Genomic DNA, 19,610 nt, shown 5'->3' with positions numbered 1-19,610 from the left:
TCCCCTGCGAGCAGGGGAGGGGGCACGAGCGGAAGAGCGACCCCACCCCAGTCCTCCCCTGCGAGCAGGGGAGGGGGCGCGAGCGGAAGAGCGGCCCCGCCCTGGCCCTTTCTGCGACCGAAGGAAGTCCCTTGCGGAACAAGCATGGGAGGGAGCAAGAGCACCAACGCGTCGCCGCACTTCTCCCTCCCCTGCTTGCAGGGGAGGGTTGGGGTGGGGTGCTCTTCGCGAACCATCATCATCGAAGTGTCTCCGGCCCTGGCAATACCTGCGTGGCGAGAAAGGCCGCAATGTCGCTGTTCATCGTCGCATCCACCTTGCGCGCCGCGCTTTCGCGCAGCGGCACATAGATCACCGCGCCCGGCGCCAGTGACTGCGGTTCGCCGCGATTCCACAGCGCCACCGCCTGCACGAATACCCGGCCATCCGGCTCGATCACGTAGATGCTGTCGCGGTCGGCCGCCTGGCTGGGCGGGCACGATGCCAGATACAGCCGGGCATCCTGCAGCGCTACCAGCGGCAAGCTGCAGGGCTGCTGCACGGCGCCCACTACGCGGATGCCGGCCGGGCGCAGCGGGTAGTACAGCTCGTCGCCGGCGGCCAGCAGGTGATTTTCCGGCGCGTTCACTTCCACCGCGCGCGGATCCAGCAGGGCTGGCGACTGGCGCCCGGTCACCGGCAGCGCGCCGATCCACTGCAACAGCGCGCCGCTGCTCGCGGCCAGTGCCTGCTTGCCATCGGCGCGCGCCTGTTGCTGCAGGCGGCCCAGGTCGAACAGCACGCCGGCCTTCAGCCGCTGCTGCTCAGCCAGCAGGCTCGGGCGCAACCAGGCGGCGCCTTTCATGTAGGCCTGTGGCAACGGTTGCGCGGCGAGTGCGGCGTCGCTGATGCGCGCCGGGCCCTTCAATTCCACCTGGCCGGCATGGGTCACCGCACCGCTTGCCTGTACCTGAGCGGCAACGCCGGCGCCGGACCAGGCGATCATCAGCCAAACGCAAAGTGCGCGGTTCATCGCTGCGGCTCCCGATAGGGACGCAGTTGCACCAGCTGCAGGCTCAACCCGGGTGCCACCTGTTGCTCGCTTTTCCAGATGAAGCCGTCGCGCGGATCCACCCAGTAATGATTGCTGGCGCGGTAATGCAGCGACGGCACGCGGAGCTGCTCGTCCACGCGCAGCACGTCGTGGGTCTGCCCGAGAATGCTGAGCTGTTCATGCCCCGCCGGGGTCAGCGTGGCCTCGACCGGCACGCCGTAGCGGTAGCCCGGCGACCAGTCCTGCAGCATGCGGTAGGTCACCGGCGCGGCAAGCGTCTGCAGTCCGCCCGCCAACGGATCGTCGGCGGGCAGTTGCACGCCATCGAGGTTCTGGCCGAGCCCGGTGGTCTGCACTACCCGGCCGTGCGCGATGAACACCACCACGCCGTGGCTGCCGTACCACGCCTGGCGCTGGCCATCGACATTGCCCAGGATCAGCACCGCGCTGCCCTCGGGGCTGCTGGCCTGCAACTGGAAGTACGGCTTGGCGGCGACCTCGGCGGCCGTCGGTTGCACCTTCGGCTTGCCCTTGACCGCAAGCTTCATCGCGTTGACCGACGAGCGCGACAGTTCGCTGCAGCCGTGCAAGCCGAACAACAGCGGGCAGGCCAGCAGCAGCAACCAGGCTGGCAACGTGCGGGCGGCGGCTCGGCGTGACTGCGGTGGCGCGGTGCGCCTGGGGTTCGTCAGCGGGTCCGGTGGCAAGCCTGGTTCCTCATCCTGATTCGGTAGGGCGCGGGTTGTGACGATCCGCAGGAGCGCACCTTGTGCGCGATGCTCTTCGTCACCTAACGAAAAGCCATCGCGCACAAGGTGCGCTCCTACGCGATGGCCGCTGCGATCAGAGGTTCTTGTTCGCGCTGGCCGCGTTGCTGATCAGGCCGGAGAACGGCAGCAACTGGCTGACGAAGCGGCTCCAGCGGGTGACGCCGGCCGGTCCCACAAACACCACGTCGCCCGGCCTCACCTTGAACTGGTCGGCCAGAGCAAACGCCGCCGGCGACTGCGCGTCCAGGCTGAACACCTTGGACGGCGCCTGCTCCAGGTCCTTCACGCCGCGGATCACGTACACCGCCTTGCCCTTCGCGGTGAGCGGGTTGAGCCCGCCTGCGCGTCCAAGGGCCTGGGTCAGGCTGAGGTCGGAGGTCTTGAAGTTGATCGCCATCGGCTTCACCACTTCGCCCACCACATACACTTCCTGGCGATCGTTGTACGGCAGGTACAGGCGGTCGCCCGGCTTCAGGTAGATGTCCTGCGCCAGGTTGCCGCTGCTGTTCAGTGCGTCCAGATCCAGGTGGTAATCCTGCCCGTCGCGGGTCAGCACCAGGCCGGACAGGTTGGCCTGCTCGGTATTGATGGTGGCTGTGCCCAGCACCTGCGCCAGGGTCAGCGGCACCGCGGTGATCGGCTGCGGATCGGTCTTGACGAAGGCGCCCTGCAGCAGCACGCGCTGGCTGCCATAGCCCACCACGCTCACGTCGACCTGCGGCTTTTCGACGTACGCGGCCAGCTTCTTGCTGATCGCCACGCGCAGTTCCTCGATCGTCATGCCGGCCACCTTCAGCGTGCCGACATACGGGTAGAACAAGGTGCCATCCGAACGCACCAGGCGACCGTTGGCCACCGTGGCCTGTTGCGGGCCGGCTGGCGAGGTCAGCTCCGGGTGTTCCCACACCGTGATGAACAGGCTGTCGCCCGCACCGATCTGATACGACTGCGGCTGGTAGGCCAGCAACGCCGGGGGCACCGCCACCGCCTGCGCGCTGGCGCGATCCATCGCGATCAGTTTCGGGGTGATCGGGATCAGCTCGACCTGGCTGTTGTCCACCGTGTCGCCGCGGGCAAGCGCGCTGGTGGACATATGCTGGCCGGGCGCGAAGGCACAGCCATGCAACAGGACGGCGCAGGCCACGAGGGTGAGGGCAGGGAATGTTTTCACGATCGAAGAAGACTCAAAGCGGCAGGGGGAACGACAGACACGAAAAACGTGCCGAGCGAAGTCGGCACGTTGGCTTCGAATCAATCACAGGATATCAGTGAGTGCCGGTGGTACCGGGGGTGACCGGATGCGAGTCGTTGCGAGCCACACCGGCAAGCACGCCGACCGTCGCCACCACCAGGATCGTCACTGCCACCACCTTGCCGGCGGTAATGCCGCCGGTGGACGCCGTGCTGGCGGCGCTGGCACCAGCCACCATCGGCGGGGCCAGCGCGTTCGGCGCGTCATTGGGCTGCGGCTGCGCGGCCATCGCCAAACCGGACACCATCATGCCTGCGGTCAAAAGTGCGGGAAGAATCATTTTCATGTGCAGCTCCTTGTGACCCGGGTTCAGGAAAGTTCAACCCGGACAGTATAAGGGCTGAGCGTGAAGGAACGATGTACGCCACGACGGGTGTAGTGAGGGTGAAAGCTGAGGTGGCTAACTGCACGCTGAAAGCCAGATCAAAAGCGCACCCCCTCCCGGCCTCCCCCTGCCGAGCAGGGGGAGGAGCCAGAAGCTTTGCTCCCTCCCCTGCTCGCAGGGGAGGGTTAGGGTGGGGTCGCTCTTCGCTCAGGCAAGATCAAAAGCGCACCCCCTCACCTGTGAAGGACTCCCTGCGGTCGCCAACCTCCCCCTGCGACCGAAGGAAGTCCCTTGAGGGGCTGCGCAGGAGGAGGAGTCAAACGCTCTTGCTCCCTCCCCTGCTTGCAGGGGAGGGCTGGGGTGGGGTCGCTCTTCGCTCAGGCCAGATCAAAAGCGCACCCCCTCACCTGAAGGACTCCCTGCGGTCGCCGGCCTCCCCCTGCCGAGCAGGGGGAGGAGCCAAGGAATCTTGCCCACAAAAAAGCCGCGCCAGGCAAGGCCTGGCGCGGCTTTCAAACCAGCTCAACCGCTCAGTGCGTACCGGTGGTGCCGGTCGGGGGCGGGGTGCTGGTCTTGTGGTTGTTGCCGCCGCTGGAGGCGGCGATGATGGCGCCGAGTACCACTACGCCACCGATCACGTAGAACGGGGTCATTTCGCCCAGCGACTGCGCGGTGGCGCCCTTGGCACCGGGAACGACAGACTGGGTCTGCGGCGGCGGCGGAGTTACCTGCTGCTGATTGGTGGGCTGATTGGACTGGGCAAGCGCCGAACCCATCAGGCCCGTCGCCAGCAGCGCAACGATCATCTTCTTCATGAAATTTTCCCCGGCAGGCAAGTAGTCAAGCGGGCGTGAAATCCCGCACCGGCCGAGTATAACCACAAATTTTGGCGACACGTACATTTCCCAGTCAGGCGGGGGCCGCCAAGCTGCAGCGCTTCAGTTATCATGTCGGGCTGTTCGGGGAACGTGCACCGGTCGCGGTTTGTGAAGATGGCTTCACGGAGGGGCGCTGGGTCAAACGGAATCGTCATTACCCGCCGACTGTCGCAGGCGTTCCCGTTTGGTCATCGAGGAGTCATTGAGTGTGTTCAAACGGATCTTGACTGTCTGCATCGGCAATATCTGCCGCAGCCCGACCGCCGAATACCTGCTGCGCGAGCGGCTGGCATCGCGCGACATCCAGGTGAGCAGCGCCGGCCTGCATGCCATGGCGGGCTACCCGATGGATGCCACGGCGGTGCAGGTGATGGCGGAACACGGCATCGACGGCGCGGCCCATCGCGCACGCCAGCTGACAACGGCGATGCTCCGCGAAGCCGATCTGGTGCTGGGCATGGAGAAGAGCCATGTCGATGCGATGGTGCGGCTGGCTCCCGAGGCCAGCGGCAAGATTTTTGTGCTGGACAAATGGGTGCAGGCACGGGACATCCCCGACCCGTACCGCCAGCAGCGTCCTGCGTTCGATCATGTTTACGGTTTGATCACGCAAGGTGTTGATAGCTGGCTGCGCTACCTGTAACCCGACCTTATATATAGATAGGAAAGCCCCTGCATGGCTGCTACGCAAACCCCGTCGTCCAGCGACGACGAAATCGATCTGGGCGCACTGCTCGGCACCCTGATCGACCACAAGTGGCTGATCATCATCGTCACCGGCGTGTTCTTCGTGGTCAGCGTGGCCTATGCGCTGCTGGCCACGCCGATCTACCAGGCCAACGCGATCGTGCAGGTGGAGCAGAAGGTGCCCAGCCTGCCGGGGCTGAGCGATATCGCCAGCACGCTGGGTTCGTCCACCTCGCAGGCCACCACCGAAATCGCGCTGATCACCTCGCGCACGGTGATCGGCGCTGCCGCCGACAACCTGCATCTGGCCACCAGCATCACCCCGCGCCACTTTCCGCTGATCGGCAACTTCATCGCCCGCCGCTATGCACCGGCCAAGCCGGGCGACGTGGCCGCGCCCAGGTTCGGGATGAACAGCTACGACTGGGGCGGCGCCACGCTGAATATCTTTCAGCTCGACGTTCCCGCCAGCCTGGAAGGCAAGACGCTGGCCCTCGTGGCCGGCAAGAACGGCGCCTTTACCTTGCGCGACGACGACAATAACCTGCTGCTCACCGGCCAGGTCGGCCAAGCGGCCAGCGGCCACGGCGCCAGCATCCAGGTGCAGGCGCTGGCAGCCAATCCCGGCACCCGTTTCGAGGTGGTGAAGCAGCGCGACCTGGCGGTGATCTCCAAGTTGCAGCAGGACGTCAACGCCAGCGAGCAGGGCAAGGACTCCGGCATCATCGCGCTGACCTACAACAACGCCGACCCGCTGCTGGCAGCCAACCTGCTCGACCAGGTCAGCGAGATCTACGTCAAGCAGAACGTGGACCGCAACTCCGCCGAAGCCGCCAACAGCCTGAAGTTCGTCAAGGAACAGCTCCCCAACGTGCGCCGCGACCTGGAAAAGGCCACCGCCGCGCTGAACGCGTTCCAGACCCAGGCCCACTCGGTCGACATCACCATGCAGACCAAGGGCCTGCTGGACCAGACCGTTGCCATCGAAACCAGCATCCAGCAACTGCGCATGCAGCAGGCCGACATCGAGCGCCGCTTCACCCCCGAGCACCCGGCCTACAAGGCGCTGATGCAGCAGATCGGTCAGCTGCAGGCGCAGAAGGACGCGATGGAGAAGCAGGTCGGCCAGTTGCCCGACACCCAGCAGGAACTGCTGCGGCTGACCCGCGACGTGCAGGTCAGCAACGAAACCTATACCAGCCTGCTCAACCAGGCGCAGCAGCTGGACATTGCCCGTGCCGGCACCGTCGGCAACGTGCGCATCATCGACAAGGCCGCGGTGGACACCAGTCACCCGGTGAAGCCGAAGAAAGCCGTCATCGTGCTGGGCGGCACCTTCCTCGGCGGCTTCCTGGCGGTGGCCTTCATCTTCCTGCGCCAGATGCTGAACCGCGGCGTGGAAGATCCGGCCGACATCGAGCAGCTCGGCCTGCCGGTCTATGCGTCGATTCCCCTGAGCGAGCAGGAGCGCAACATCTCGCTGCGCACCCCGCATCACCATGGCGATGGCCGGCAGCACCTGCTGGCGGTGACCGCGCCGGCCGACCTGGCCACCGAAGCGCTGCGCAGCCTGCGCACCAGCCTGCACTTCGCGCGGCTGGAAGCGAAGAACAACCTGCTGATGATCTCCGGCTCCAGCCCCAACGCCGGCAAGACCTTCGTCTCGGCCAACCTCGGTGCGGTGATCGCCCAAGCCGGGCAGAAAGTGCTGCTGATCGACGCCGACATGCGCAAGGGCAGCCAGCACAAGGTGCTGGGCGGCAAGCCGGAAAACGGCCTGTCCGAGTTGATCGCCGGCCAGATCGACACCACCGCCGCGCTGCGCAGGGTGGAAGGCGTGGACGGCATGCACTTCATCGCCCGCGGCAAGGTGCCGCCGAACCCGTCGGAGCTGCTGATGCACGCGAACTTCACCGCGCTGCTCCACAAGCTGATGCCGCTGTACGACCTGATCATCATCGACACCCCGCCGATCCTGGCCGTTACCGACGCCGCGGTGATCGGCCACCACGCCGGCACCAGCCTGCTGGTGGTGCGCTTCGCCCTGAACCAGGCACGCGAAATCGCCCTGGCCAAGCAGCGCTTCCAGCAGAACGGCGTGGAAATCAAGGGCGCCATCTTCAACGCCGTCGAACGCCGCGCCACCGGCTACTACTCCTACGGCTACTACGACTACAAATCCGCCAAGTAGCGCTTTGCTCTTCCTCCTCCCCTGCTCCGCAGGGGAGGACCGAGGTGGGGTAGCTCTTGCCCTGAGCTCCTGCTCCAAACGCGCATCACCCCTGCAACACGAAACCCCCACAATCAGCGGTCGAGCCAGCCCCACCCGCTCCCCCTCAGTTCGTCCCGCAACACCAGACAAACCCATTCAAATCGCCCCACGGAAGCCCCATGCACTCACTGGACAACACGAAGATCGCCATCATCGGCCTTGGCTACGTCGGCCTGCCGCTGGCCGTGGAATTTGGCAAGCACTACGACACCGTCGGTTTCGATATCAATACCGCGCGCATCGACGAACTTCGTTCCGGTCATGACCACACTCTGGAAGTCGACGCCGCCGAGCTGGCCGCTGCTCCGCGTCTGAGCTTCAGTGCGAACCTCGCGGACATCGAGTCGTGCAACCTCTACATCGTCACTGTGCCCACGCCGATCGACACGGCCAAACGGCCCGATCTCACGCCGCTGGTAAAAGCCAGTGAAGCCTTGGGCAAGGTCATCCGGCAGGGCGACATCGTCGTGTACGAATCCACCGTCTATCCCGGCTGCACCGAAGAAGTCTGCGTGCCGATTCTGGAGCGGGTTTCCGGTCTGACCTATAACCGCGATTTCTTCGCCGGCTACAGCCCCGAGCGCATCAATCCGGGCGACAAGCTGCATCGGGTCACCACCATCCTCAAAGTGACCTCCGGCTCCACGCCGGAAGTGGCCGACTTCGTCGATAGCCTCTATGGCTCGATCATCACCGCAGGCACGCACAAGGCCAGCTGTATCAAGGTGGCCGAGGCCGCCAAGGTGATCGAGAACACCCAGCGCGACCTAAACATCGCCCTGGTCAACGACCTCGCCATCCTGTTCAACAAGCTCGGTATTGACACACTGGAAGTGCTGGAAGCCGCCGGCACCAAGTGGAACTTCCTGCCGTTCCGTCCGGGCCTGGTTGGGGGCCACTGCATCAGCGTGGATCCGTACTACCTCACCCATAAGGCGCAGGAGGTGGGTCACCACCCGGACGTGATCCTGGCGGGGCGTCGCACCAACGACAGCATGGGACCCTATATCGCGAGCGAAGTGATTCGGCTGATGGTGCGCAAGGGCATCAACCCCGTGAGGGCGCGCGTGCTGATTCTGGGCTTGGCGTTCAAGGAAAACTGCCCGGACCTGCGCAATACCCGGGTGGTCGACATCGTGCAGGCACTGCATGGTTACAACGCTACGGTCGATGTCTACGATCCTTGGGTAAATGCCGCCGAAGCCGAGCATGAATACGCGATTACGCCGATTGCGCAGCCGCAGGCAGGCAGCTACGACGCGATGATTGTTGCCGTCGGCCACCAGGAGTTTGCGGCCTTGGGCGCGGAAGGTATCCGCGCCTTTGGTAACCCGAACTCGGTGGTCTACGATGTGAAATATGTGCTGCCACGCAACGCAGTCGATGGCCGTCTCTGAATCAGGGTTACATTTAAATGAAAGTATTGGTTACTGGCACTGCCGGGTTTATCGGTTCGCACGTCGCGCTCAAGTTGCTTGCGCGTGGGGACGAGGTCATTGGCTTTGACAGCCTAAATGACTACTACGACGTGAACCTGAAAAAGGCGCGTCTCGCGCGCTTCATGGATCACCCGAACTACACACACATCCACGCGGATCTGGCAGATCGCGCGGCAGTGGAAGGCGCATTTGCCACGCACAAACCGCAGCGCGTGGTGAACCTCGCCGCCCAGGCAGGCGTACGATACGCCGCCGAGAATCCACACATCTACGCGGCCAGCAACGTCACTGGCTTCCTGCACATCCTGGAGGGTTGCCGCCATCACGGCGTGGAGCATCTGGTGTTTGCATCGACCAGCTCGGTGTACGGCGCCAATACCGCTATGCCGTTCTCCGAGCACCAGAGCACCGAGCATCCGCTGACGCTGTACGCGGCCACCAAGAAAGCCAACGAGCAGATGGCGCACAGCTACGCGCACCTGTACGGCATTCCCGCCACCGGCCTGCGCTTCTTCACCGTATACGGCCCGTGGGGCCGGCCGGACATGGCGCTGTTCCTGTTCACCAAGGCGATCCTGGCCGGTGAGCCAATCAACGTATTTAACCACGGCCACCACAAGCGCAGCTTCACCTACATCGACGACATCGTCGAAGGCGTGATCCGCACGCTGGACAAGGTGCCGGCTGCCAACCCGGCGTGGAACAGCGATGCTCCGGACCCGGCCAGCAGCAACGTGCCCTACCGCATCTACAACATCGGAAACGAAAATCCCATCGAATTGATGAAATATATTGGGGTGCTTGAAGAATGTTTGGGCGTCAAAGCAGTACTTAACATGCTTCCACTGCAGCCGGGAGACGTTCCAGACACGGAAGCGGACTGCAGTGAGTTACGCAATAAGCTAAATTACTCCCCGTCTGTTGACGTAGAAGCCGGAGTGGGCAATTTTGTGCGGTGGTATAGAGACTACTACAACTCCGGTGTTTCCACTTCGGCGATACAATAATGGCAGGGAAGCTAGTAATCTCATTCGATTGCGAAGGTAAGTGGGGAATTGCCGATCGCGGTAACGAACGGCATAAAAAAATAACTAGCCTCGCACTGTACGATGCTTACAAGAGTATTCTAGAGGTGCTGGAAAAGCACAATGCAAAAGCAACTTTTGCTTTCGTTGCTGCACTCTGCTTACCCGCGGATGAATTAAGGAAGGTGGTAAGTAATCTGCTAGATATCGTAATTTACAAAAATGGCAGGTGGCTTGAGCCAGCGGAAAATGCTCTTAGGAGAGGTGATAATGAGGGATGGTCAGAACCAGGCCTTATTGATCTTGTTAGGGCGCAAGCCTCTCATCACCTGTGTAGTCACGGCGGCTTTCATGTCCCATATGATGAAGATGCGGTGGCGCTGGAAGCTATAATTGCGGATATCCAAGTCATTCGCAGCGTGGATAAGATAGCGCGCGTCAAACAGGATTTAATTGTATTTCCAAGAAACCAAGTAGGATTTAATAGGGTCTTGGCCGACGCTGGTTTTCTTGCATACCGACCGATGGATTTGCAAGAGCGCCGGCAGGGGCCCTCTGCCAAAGCAATAAGAGTCGTGTGCGAGTTCATCGCGTTAGATAGATCTGACCTCCTCAAGCAGAAATCAAATGAAATTGGTGGCTTAGTCGCTCTTTCGGCGGGCAAATTCTTAAATGCGCGCATAGGTATACGCAATATTGTGCCAACGCGCATGACTAAGCTTCGAATTGACAGCCTCTTAAACTACGCAGTTGACACGGATTCAACGCTTCACTTCTATTCGCATCCGCATAACTTTATTGACGATGCTGACATGGTAAAGAAGCTAGACTACCTTTTGGAAAGGGCGGCATGGCATCGCACCCGCGGCTGTCTTGACATACTTACGATGAAGGATGAGCTCGATGCAAAAGCTACCGTCCAGTGACTATACCGTCGTCGACGTCGAAGAGGCCGACATTGTCGCTCGTGTTGCCGGCATTTTCACCAAGAACGGGAATGCTAAGGCAGAAAGCCATTTAAGGTGGCAGTATCTTGAGCCGCCGGCCGGAAGCGCGTATACCGCGATCGCGGTGGCACATAACAACGACGATGCCGCGATTTATAGCGTATTTAAGGTCAAGGGCATTGAGCACGGAACTGAAGCGGTTTTTTGCCAGTCGCTGGATACCCTTACGGACAAGGAACATCGAGGGCAGGGGTTGTTTCCAAAGATTGCTAAGGCCGTATTTGAGCGATGTGATAAGGACTCCGTGAGATTTATATATGGGTTTCCAAACTCAAGTTCAGCTCCCGGCTTTTTCGGAAAGCTCGGTTGGAAAGACCTCGGCCATCCACCCTTTAAGGCCCACTTATCCAATTTGCTTTTCCCGTTCAACTATGCGTTGGCGCTTAAAGGCTGGTGCCTAAAAAACTACCCGGCGCGGAAGCTGCTGAAGCTATCCATTGCTCGGAATTCAGAAGCTCTCGGTGCGACCGTGGTTGATACTTGTGGATTCGAATTAGACGAGTATGAAAGCATATGGCGGGCATTCGCACAGGACCTGAAAGTTTGCGTTGCGCGCGACCGCGAATATATGCTGTGGAGGTACAAACAGAAAGCATCCGCAGACTATAAATATGTATCGGTTTTCGGGGGCTCCGGAAACCTCTTAGGTGCGGCCGTCTACACACTTCAAGCGAAGCATCGCGGGAAAATTGGCTACGTCATGGATATTGTCTGCGATCCAAAGGACGTTAGAGTATCTCGCTTGTTAATCGCGAGCGTGGTCTCAAGACTTTATGACTTAGGAGCGGACATGATCCTAGCTTGGAGCGCAGACTCTTCTCCACTTGACACAGCGTATCGGCGCGGACTCTTTTTCAAGCTACCACGGTTTCTTCAGCCCATTAAGCTGCACTTTGGATACCGGCCAAATAAAGACGCTCCCAAATTGATAGAAGCGGAGGACTTCTTCATCAGTTACGCCGACTCGGATACTGTTTGAAATGAGCTTCTGGCGAATATGCAAAATTGCTTCATCATCCTTAAGATGGCTACCTTCACCACTATTTCGTTTGTTATGGCGAATGCTTGATGTGTTTGATGGCCGCATGGGAGCCATGCTTCGCTACATTCTAATTGCCTCAAGATTCAACGCGTGCGGAAGAAACGTCTACCTCGGGCCCTTCATCACAATTGACTCGCCACCGAATGTTTCTGTAGGCAACAACGTGAGTATTCACCAAAACGTCACCATACTCTCAGCGGGTGGTGTTGTGATCGGTAACGACGTCGCTATCGCGCATGGTTCGAGCATTGTCAGTGGCGATCATACGTGGGACTCGCTCTCTTTACCAATTAAATATAATCAAGTTCGGCTTTCTAGAGTCGAAATTGAGGATGACGTTTGGATAGGCTGCGGTGTTAGGATTCTGTCCGGAGTAAATATCGGCCGCAGAACGGTAATCGCTGCGGGTGCCGTCGTCGTAACCGATTGTCAAGGGGGCGCGGTGTACGGAGGTGTACCTGCTAAACGAATCAAGAAGATTAATGAATAACATTGTCTACAAACATGCCATTGAGGTCACTAAGCTGATCTTGATTCGAGCATCTTCGTTGGGCTTAATGGCATTTGTCCTCCTATTTTTAACCGTAAGCGGCGGCTTAAGTGATGTAGGGACATTTTCCGCAGCTACAGCTGTTACCGCTCCGATCGCAATGTTCTTGGTTTTTCGCTATGTAGAATGGATATCGCTGGCTACGGATCCTGTAAAGGCATTTTCCGAGTCAACAAGCGTCGCGATAACAGGATTTATCTTGGCTTGCCCCTTCATATATTGGGGACTGGCTGGTTGGATTAGAGACCATCTATTTATAAAATTGCTCTTAATATATAAGCCTTTTGAAATAATCTCTGATCTTATCGTAACGCTGCATGCTGCGCGTAACAAAAGATTAATTGCATTGATTTCAGCATATGTGCGGCTTTTCGGCGTAATTGCGTTATCCATTTTGTTTGTTTATGGCCTAAAAATTAAACCCCTTCACGGCGTGGTCGTGGCTCTTCTGACCTCTTACGTAACAACATTTCTGCTATACGACATGCCGATACTGCGGCGCTTCGGGCTTTTTATACTTCCCAACGCTAGCGAGTCGGTCAATTACATTCGTTTCAACTTTAGCTACGGCCTTCTAAATCTAGCGGTGACGCTTAACAGCTCTATGCCACGCTATTTCTTGGCGTTTCAGCAAGACTTGAAGAGTCTCGGTCTGTATTCGCTTCTTTACCAAGTGGCTGCGACAGGAGTTAATATAATTCAGTATCCGTTGAGCATCAAGGTAAAAGCCGTCTATCGGTTGATTAGGGAGAATATTTACAAAATCAGGGTTTCCTTAGTACTTGGCGCCATGCTCACGCTATCGGCATGTGTCGGATCGGCATTGGGGTGGATCCCGTCGCTACAGCCAAATGTCGGAGGATGGGGCCGTATTCTATACATCGTCTTAATTGGGTTTATGTTTCTTCCCCTTCTGCTTCGCGGGGCTTTGATTACATCGGCAATCGGCGCCGCTCGGGGAGAGAAGCTCTATTCGATTTTAGCCACTTCAATGGTTATCTCAATTTTCATTGTCGGAGCTTCGTATAGGTTTGGAACAGCGGAAGGTGGGCTTGTCCTTGCTTGCGCTTACGTCTCGGCGTCGTCGATCGTGACTTCCTGGTATCTGCTACCACGCTTGGCGGGAGCGTAATTTGCTATACGCATTGGTCACCTTTTTGGTAGCGCTTTCGACGTTCGCTGTAAGCGTGGCCAGCATACGCCCACAAAAGCGTGAGGTCTCTTTCTTATTCCTTTTGGTTGTTGTGCACTTTATTGCAGGCGTAGCCTTTTATGCTTATACGTCCAATGGAGTTACGGATAGCCAAAACTATTTTGAGTGGTCGAGCGATTCATCGCGGTTCAGCGTAACTGGCTCCGGCTTAATAGTGGCAATAGTTGCGGGGCTAAGAGGCGTAGGCGTCGATGATTACTACGCCGTTCTGATGATATTTACTGGATTATCCGCTTGGGGTATCTGTGCCGCGTATGCCTCAATTGTCCGCGAGGTGCAGGATCAGCCAAGGGGTAAGCGGGGTAGGTTAATTTTGCGTCTTTGTGTACTGCTTCCTGGGTTGCACTTCTGGACTGCGGCGGTTGGGAAGGACGCAATTGTAGAGTTCACGTATGGTTTGCTTTTCATTGGTCTGATTCGCTCAGGTAAGTCACGAATCCTGTTGATCGGTCTATGTATATTAATACTATTTTTGGTTCGTCCCTATTTGGGTTTTTGCATGGGGATGACGTTCTTTGGTTTTGCCTTAGTGACGCAAACCAAGTCGTTTAGCGTAAATGCTAGAGTTCTAAGTAGGATTTTTATCCTGTTGGTTGGTGCCGTCGCTGCGATCTCATTCTACGTATTCTTTTTGAGCTACATTCAAAAATATTCGTCCGATGGATTTCAAAGCCTTGCGGATTTTGAGCAATCGAGGGAAGGAATTTACGCAGGCGTTGGTTCCGGTTTCGATGCTTCGCAATATCCATTTCCTGTGCGATTCGGAATCTTCCTCCTGGGAGGTATTCCGTGGAGGCTCAGCAAGGTCGGGGAGGTCTTCGCAATGGGCGAAGGTTTTGTGACATGCCTCTTGTTGATTGCCGGAAGCCGTTACCTGTGGCTTGTGCGCAGAATAGGATCCAGTCGGGAATACCAAATTCCGTTGACGCTGTCGCGATACGCGCTCATATATTCCATGGTGTTGGCCGCTGTCCTCACGCTAGGCGCGACCAATCTGGGTATCATCGCCAGGCAGCGAATTATGGTCTACCTACCGTTGGTGGCCTGTTTCTATATGAGCCGAAGAGCTTACTTCAGCGCTGTTCAAGCAGTGCGGTACGAGGGGCTTCTAGTTGACGTTGCGGAAGGTAGATTTAGAGTGAAGTAGAGAGCCTAACGTTTACGCCTTAGCTGGCATCACTGGATTTCCTTCTGCATTGATACTGAGCTCTATGGCACGGAAGTTTAGATGGCCTATCCTGGTGCGTTATCTGCCTCGACCCATTATGGCTCGTCTGCTGCGCGGGAGTATTCGTGGGTCGCCTCTCTGGGAAAGACTGAGTACACTCGATTTAGCTTGGTGGTCTTTCTTGGGGTATAAGCATGATAAATTTCAGACGAAGAGAGGCAATTCTAAAATGTATCGGCGTGTGTGGTGGAATCGTTCCCGCTGTCATGCGTTCGAGTGTTCTTTCGTCAGATTCCTTCGGATCTGTTCATTCCGAACGGGAGCTGGGATTAACTGCGCTGGGCGACGGTCGCCGCGATGCAACTAGTGCAATTCAATCGCTAATTGACAGTTTTCGTGATGGCGGAGGGGAAATAAGTATCCCCTCAGGAACATACTCAATCAATGCAGACATTGGCGTAAGTCTCCATTCGGGCGTTCATCTTAAACTCGCAAGTGATGCAATTCTCGTAGCACAAGCTTCTAAGAGTGCCAGTTATGCCGTGATTAGGATTGTCGGTGTGAAGGACGCTTCAGTGATTGGGGGAAGGATCAGGGGAGACCGTGACATTCATATAGGAGCGGGCGGTGAATGGGGAATGGGCGTGCTCATTCTAGGAAGCGAAAACATCACTATTTCAAATGTATCTGCTTCAGGATGTTGGGGGGACGGGTTTTATATTGGATCACTCACCCGCGGAAGATTGAGATCACTATGTAGGGGGGTTAATTTGATCGAGGTGATCTCGACTAACAATAGACGGCAGGGGCTGAGTATAACGGGTTGCCAAACCGCTAAAGTGATAGGTTCGAGCTTTTCGTCTACAGGTGGTACGCCGCCCTCAACAGGCATTGATCTTGAACCCAATGCCTCAGATTTAGTGGATGACGTTCTAATTGAGAATTGCATCGTTAGCAATAACACTGGCTTCGGCATAGTGGCAAGTAAGGGAAGCTCCAATATTGAAATAGCCAATTGTACTATTTCTGAAAACGGCAAATATGGCATTTATTTAGCCGGGGCCAGACAGGTTCATGTCTTTCGAAACAATGTCGCTGGGAATCGTCATTACGATATAGTTGTCGATGCTAAGTCGAAGGACTTTACGCTTAGCGAGAATTCGGTAACTAAGTTGGAAGCTAGTGGTTCTCTTGCAAAGAGAGTGTTGGTACAGAAGAAGTGATCGCATTCTTGGTAATTGGGACATGCTGATGGTTGCTTCTATAAGAAGCAGACTCCGTGTATAATGGGAGGTTAAGGTTTTGCGGCGGGGCTTCACTAATGTGTGTGGTCGCGTCTGAATTTATGGTTGATTTTATCTGGGGTCCAATAGGATGGCAAAAGGAAGCTGCATTTTCGAAGGCGGTTGGGCGATCGCCCGGGACTCCGCTTTGTGAGATTTCTTCTCGTCGCCAGCTTTCCTGACTCCATTGTGCAGTTTCGTGGCGCTCTTATTTCGGCCTTGAGGATTGCGGGGGTGGAGGTTCACGTGGCAGCCCCAGGCTTGCTAGGTCGGGATTCTGTCAGGACCGAATTGGAACGATTAGGTGCGACGGTGCATTCAATATCGCTTGATCGTGTTGGAACCAACCCGATCGGCGACGCGCTTTCCTTCCTTAGTCTATTTAATCTTATGCGTTCAGTAAGGCCCAATACTGTTTTGTGCTATACCGTTAAGCCCGTGATTTATGGCTCGCTCGCGGCATGGTTGGCACGGGTTCCGCGACGGTTTGCGTTGATAACTGGATTGGGGTATGCGTTTACGGCGGAGCGTAAGGGTATTCTGTCGAAGATTGTTCGTTATCTCTATGCTTTTGTGCTGCGCCGGGTCGAGAAAGTTTTTTTCCAGAACCCAGATGATGAGGCTCTTTTTAGGCGAAGTCGCATTTTGCTTTCAAGCGTGCCTTCTGTGGTTGTCAATGGCTCAGGAGTAGAGGTCGTAGATTTCGCTGTCCGAGCAATGCCCGCTGGGCGGACGGTTTTTCTAATGATAGGCCGTTTGTTGGGAGACAAAGGCGTGCGGGAGTATGCGGCTGCCGCGAAACTCGTTCGGAAGACGTACCCGGATGTGCGATGTTTACTCGTTGGCTGGATTGATGATAATCCTGATTCTATCGTAGAGTCGGAGCTGGATTCTTGGGTCGCCGAGGGTGATATCGAGTTTCTCGGGCGCTTAGAGGACGTTCGACCCGCAATTGCGTCTTGTAACGTTTATGTATTGCCATCTTACCGAGAGGGAACTCCCCGAACAGTTCTCGAGGCGATGGCCATGGGACGACCCGTGATCACTACTGATGCTCCAGGGTGCCGGGAGACGGTCGTTGATGGCGAAAACGGCTTTTTAATTCCGACGAAATCGGTAGATGCATTAGTGGTTGCGATGAAGCACTTTGTAGATGACCCATTTCTAGCCCAGAAGATGGGCGCGCGATCTAGGTTGATTGCGGTCAATAAATACGATGTGCATAAAGTAAACGCGTTGATGCTGCGCGAAATGGGTATTTTGAATGATGGAGGGGCCCCAAGGTGACTGAGCGAGCTTTGAAATTTCAGTTGATCGTAGATTTCGCCCGGTCTCTTTACGGAGCCGGTTTTTTGCCGTTGCACCGCCCTGTATTTCAGGGCAACGAGAAGCAGTACCTGATCGACTGCATCGACTCCAACTTCGTGTCGTCGGTGGGCGCGCGCGTCACCGAGTTCGAGCAGCAGATCGCCGCGTTCACGGGGGCGAAGTACGCGATCGCCACCGTCAACGGCACGGCGGCGTTGCATGCGGCGCTGCAGCTGGCCGGCGTGTCGCCCGGTGACGAGGTGATCTCCCAGGCGCTCACCTTCATCGCCACCTGCAATGCGCTGAGCTACACCGGCGCACATGCGGTGTTCGTGGATGTGGATCGCGACACCATGGGCATGAGTGCGGATGCGCTGCAGCGCTTTCTCACCGACAAGGTGGAGCGGCGTGGCGGACAGGCCTTCAACAAGGCGACGGGTCGGCGCATTGCCGCGTGTGCGCCGATGCACACGTTTGGCTTGCCCTGCCGCATCGAGGAGATCGTGGCGCTGTGCGACGCGTACGGCATTCCGGTGATCGAGGATGCCGCCGAGTCGCTGGGCAGCTATGTGGGCGGTCGGCATACCGGTACCTTCGGCAAGCTGGCCACTTTGAGCTTCAACGGCAACAAGGTGATCACCACCGGTGGCGGCGGCATGATCATCACCGATGACGAGCAGCTGGCGATCAGGGCCAAGCACCTCACCACCACGGCGAAGATTCCACACCCGTATGAGTTCGTGCACGACATGACCGGTTACAACTACCGGATGCCGAACCTCAACGCGGCGCTGGGCTGCGCGCAGATGGAGGAGCTGCCGAAGTTCCTCGCGATCAAGGCGGACGTGGCCCGTCGCTATGCGGAGTTCTGCGCTGCGCAGGGGATTGCCCTGGCCCAGGCGCGCGAGGGCACGGTGGCGAACTACTGGCTCAACGCGATCGTGCTGGATTCGCTGGAGCAGCGCGATGCCTTCCTTGAATACACCAACAGCCGCGGCGTGATGACCCGCCCGGTGTGGCGTTTGATGACGCGACTGGAAATGTACAAGGACTGCCAGCACGACGGGCTGGAAAATTCGCGCTGGCTGGAAGATCGCGTGGTCAATCTGCCGTCCAGCGTACCTGACGGTGCCATGGTCAAGTCTTGAACCTCTTTGCAGTTGGATCCCATGAACATTCTTGAACTCGTCGGCCGCAAGCGGCCATTGTTTGATACCGACGTGCAGGCGCACGAAGCGGAGCTTTCCGCGAAGGTGGCTTCCAGCCGTTTCCTGGTGATTGGCGGCGCCGGTTCGATCGGCCAGGCGGTCACGCGCGAGATCTTCAAGCGGCAGCCGAAGGTGCTGCACGTGGTGGATATCAGCGAAAACAACATGGTCGAGCTGGTGCGTGATATCCGCAGCACGCTGGGCTATATCGACGGCGATTTCCGTACCTTCGCGATCGACTGCGGCAGCCGCGAGTTCGAGGCGTTGATGAGCGCCGGTGAGGGTTACGACTACGTGTTGAACCTGTCGGCACTGAAGCACGTGCGCAGCGAGAAGGACCCGTTCACCCTGATGCGGCTGATCGAGGTGAATGTGCTCAATACGATCAAGACGATCGAGTTGGCGAAGGCCGGTGGGGCGAAGAAGTATTTCTGCGTGTCCACCGACAAGGCCGCCAACCCGGTCAACATGATGGGCGCCAGCAAGCGGATCATGGAGATGTTCCTGATGCGTGCCAGCGAGCAGTTGCCGATTTCCACGGCGCGCTTCGCCAACGTGGCATTCTCCGATGGCTCGCTGCTGCATGGCTTCAACCAGCGTTTTGCCAAGCGCCAGCCGATCTCCGCGCCGAACGACGTGCGCCGTTATTTCGTCACCCCGCAGGAATCGGGCGAGCTGTGCCTGATGTCCTGCCTGCTGGGCGACAACCGCGACATCTTCTTCCCCAAGTTGAGCGAGGCGCTGGACCTCACCCGCTTCTCGGACATCGCGGTGCGTTACCTGGCGGCACTGGGCTTCGAAGCCCACGAGTGCGCCAGCGAAGACGAGGCGCGTGATCGCGCCGCCGAATTGATCGCCCAGAAGAAATGGCCGTGCTATTTCTTCCCCAGCGACACCACCGGCGAGAAGGATTTCGAGGAGTTCTTCACCGACCGCGAAGTGCTCGACATGCAGCGCTTCGAGAACCTGGGCGTGATCAAGAATGCGGCGAACTACGATCAGGCGCGGCTGGAGCATTTCCTCGCCACGCTTGGCGCGATCCGCCAGCAGCCGAGCTGGGACAAGGCGCCGATTGTCGACCTGTTCAACCACATGATTCCGGACTTTGCCCACAAGGAAACCGGCAAGTATCTCGACGGCAGGATGTAAG

At 58.0% G+C, this 19,610-nt stretch carries 18 protein-coding genes; 13 read left to right on the top strand and 5 right to left on the bottom strand.

Features of this window, described 5'->3' with window-relative positions:
* Positions 1–238: 238 nt before the first annotated feature.
* The 5 genes from ACQGNJ_RS15630 to ACQGNJ_RS15610 all read right to left on the bottom strand — a co-directional run bounded on the left by ACQGNJ_RS15630 (position 239) and on the right by ACQGNJ_RS15610 (position 4,195).
* Positions 239–1,012, bottom strand: coding sequence for a capsule biosynthesis GfcC family protein (locus tag ACQGNJ_RS15630; protein WP_426690174.1), 774 nt, complete (start codon positions 1,010–1,012; stop codon positions 239–241).
* Positions 1,009–1,740, bottom strand: a complete 732-nt coding sequence (locus ACQGNJ_RS15625) for a YjbF family lipoprotein (protein WP_426690173.1) — start codon at positions 1,738–1,740, stop codon at positions 1,009–1,011. Before ACQGNJ_RS15625 ends, ACQGNJ_RS15630 begins: the two co-directional genes overlap by 4 nt.
* Positions 1,741–1,876: 136 nt before the next feature.
* A complete protein-coding gene (locus ACQGNJ_RS15620; protein WP_426690172.1) occupies positions 1,877–2,896 on the bottom strand; it encodes a polysaccharide biosynthesis/export family protein in 1,020 nt (339 codons plus the stop codon).
* 172 nt (positions 2,897–3,068) lie between these two features.
* Positions 3,069–3,341 carry a hypothetical protein gene (locus ACQGNJ_RS15615; RefSeq protein ID WP_426690171.1) on the bottom strand — a complete coding sequence of 91 codons (273 nt, stop codon included), beginning with the start codon at positions 3,339–3,341 and terminating at the stop codon, positions 3,069–3,071.
* Positions 3,342–3,910: 569 nt separating this feature from the next.
* Positions 3,911–4,195, bottom strand: a complete 285-nt coding sequence (locus tag ACQGNJ_RS15610; protein ID WP_426690170.1) for a hypothetical protein — start codon at positions 4,193–4,195, stop codon at positions 3,911–3,913.
* Positions 4,196–4,466: 271 nt separating this feature from the next.
* Here ACQGNJ_RS15610 and ACQGNJ_RS15605 point away from each other — a divergent pair, with 271 nt between their 5' ends.
* The 13 genes from ACQGNJ_RS15605 to ACQGNJ_RS15545 all read left to right on the top strand — a co-directional run bounded on the left by ACQGNJ_RS15605 (position 4,467) and on the right by ACQGNJ_RS15545 (position 19,609).
* Complete coding sequence (locus tag ACQGNJ_RS15605) at positions 4,467–4,901, top strand: low molecular weight protein-tyrosine-phosphatase (protein WP_426690667.1); 435 nt, start codon at positions 4,467–4,469, stop codon at positions 4,899–4,901.
* Between the two features lie 33 nt (positions 4,902–4,934).
* The gene (locus tag ACQGNJ_RS15600; RefSeq protein ID WP_426690169.1) at positions 4,935–7,136 is read left to right on the top strand and encodes a polysaccharide biosynthesis tyrosine autokinase; all 2,202 of its coding nucleotides are present in this window, start codon (positions 4,935–4,937) and stop codon (positions 7,134–7,136) included.
* Positions 7,137–7,336: 200 nt separating this feature from the next.
* On the top strand, positions 7,337–8,614 hold the full coding sequence (gene tviB, locus ACQGNJ_RS15595) for a Vi polysaccharide biosynthesis UDP-N-acetylglucosamine C-6 dehydrogenase TviB (protein ID WP_426690168.1): 1,278 nt from the start codon (positions 7,337–7,339) through the stop codon (positions 8,612–8,614).
* Between the two features lie 17 nt (positions 8,615–8,631).
* Positions 8,632–9,663, top strand: coding sequence for an NAD-dependent epimerase (locus ACQGNJ_RS15590; protein ID WP_426690167.1), 1,032 nt, complete (start codon positions 8,632–8,634; stop codon positions 9,661–9,663).
* On the top strand, positions 9,663–10,607 hold the full coding sequence (locus ACQGNJ_RS15585) for a polysaccharide deacetylase family protein (protein WP_426690166.1): 945 nt from the start codon (positions 9,663–9,665) through the stop codon (positions 10,605–10,607). Before ACQGNJ_RS15590 ends, ACQGNJ_RS15585 begins: the two co-directional genes overlap by 1 nt.
* Positions 10,585–11,667 carry a GNAT family N-acetyltransferase gene (locus ACQGNJ_RS15580; protein WP_426690165.1) on the top strand — a complete coding sequence of 361 codons (1,083 nt, stop codon included), beginning with the start codon at positions 10,585–10,587 and terminating at the stop codon, positions 11,665–11,667. Before ACQGNJ_RS15585 ends, ACQGNJ_RS15580 begins: the two co-directional genes overlap by 23 nt.
* Position 11,668: 1 nt before the next feature.
* Positions 11,669–12,220: an acyltransferase gene (locus tag ACQGNJ_RS15575; protein ID WP_426690164.1), complete on the top strand. Its 552-nt coding sequence runs from the start codon at positions 11,669–11,671 to the stop codon at positions 12,218–12,220.
* Positions 12,213–13,412, top strand: a complete 1,200-nt coding sequence (locus tag ACQGNJ_RS15570; protein ID WP_426690163.1) for a hypothetical protein — start codon at positions 12,213–12,215, stop codon at positions 13,410–13,412. The genes ACQGNJ_RS15575 and ACQGNJ_RS15570 overlap by 8 nt, the downstream gene beginning before the upstream one ends.
* A 55-nt stretch (positions 13,413–13,467) precedes the next feature.
* Positions 13,468–14,640 carry a hypothetical protein gene (locus ACQGNJ_RS15565; protein ID WP_426690162.1) on the top strand — a complete coding sequence of 391 codons (1,173 nt, stop codon included), beginning with the start codon at positions 13,468–13,470 and terminating at the stop codon, positions 14,638–14,640.
* A 215-nt stretch (positions 14,641–14,855) separates the two neighbouring features.
* Positions 14,856–15,884, top strand: coding sequence for a right-handed parallel beta-helix repeat-containing protein (locus ACQGNJ_RS15560; RefSeq protein ID WP_426690161.1), 1,029 nt, complete (start codon positions 14,856–14,858; stop codon positions 15,882–15,884).
* Between the two features lie 210 nt (positions 15,885–16,094).
* On the top strand, positions 16,095–17,231 hold the full coding sequence (locus ACQGNJ_RS15555) for a glycosyltransferase family 4 protein (protein WP_426690160.1): 1,137 nt from the start codon (positions 16,095–16,097) through the stop codon (positions 17,229–17,231).
* A 65-nt stretch (positions 17,232–17,296) separates the two neighbouring features.
* On the top strand, positions 17,297–18,400 hold the full coding sequence (locus ACQGNJ_RS15550) for a LegC family aminotransferase (RefSeq protein ID WP_426690159.1): 1,104 nt from the start codon (positions 17,297–17,299) through the stop codon (positions 18,398–18,400).
* 21 nt (positions 18,401–18,421) lie between these two features.
* Positions 18,422–19,609, top strand: a complete 1,188-nt coding sequence (locus tag ACQGNJ_RS15545) for a UDP-N-acetylglucosamine 4,6-dehydratase (RefSeq protein ID WP_426690158.1) — start codon at positions 18,422–18,424, stop codon at positions 19,607–19,609.
* The last annotated feature ends 1 nt before the right edge of the window (position 19,610 follow it).

This window comes from Rhodanobacter ginsengiterrae (genome assembly GCF_050026815.1).
GTDB classification, from domain to species: Bacteria; Pseudomonadota; Gammaproteobacteria; order Xanthomonadales; family Rhodanobacteraceae; genus Rhodanobacter; species Rhodanobacter ginsengiterrae.
The sequence above is the reverse complement of the archived record's forward strand: the minus strand, read 5'-3'. Positions and strand labels throughout refer to the sequence as shown.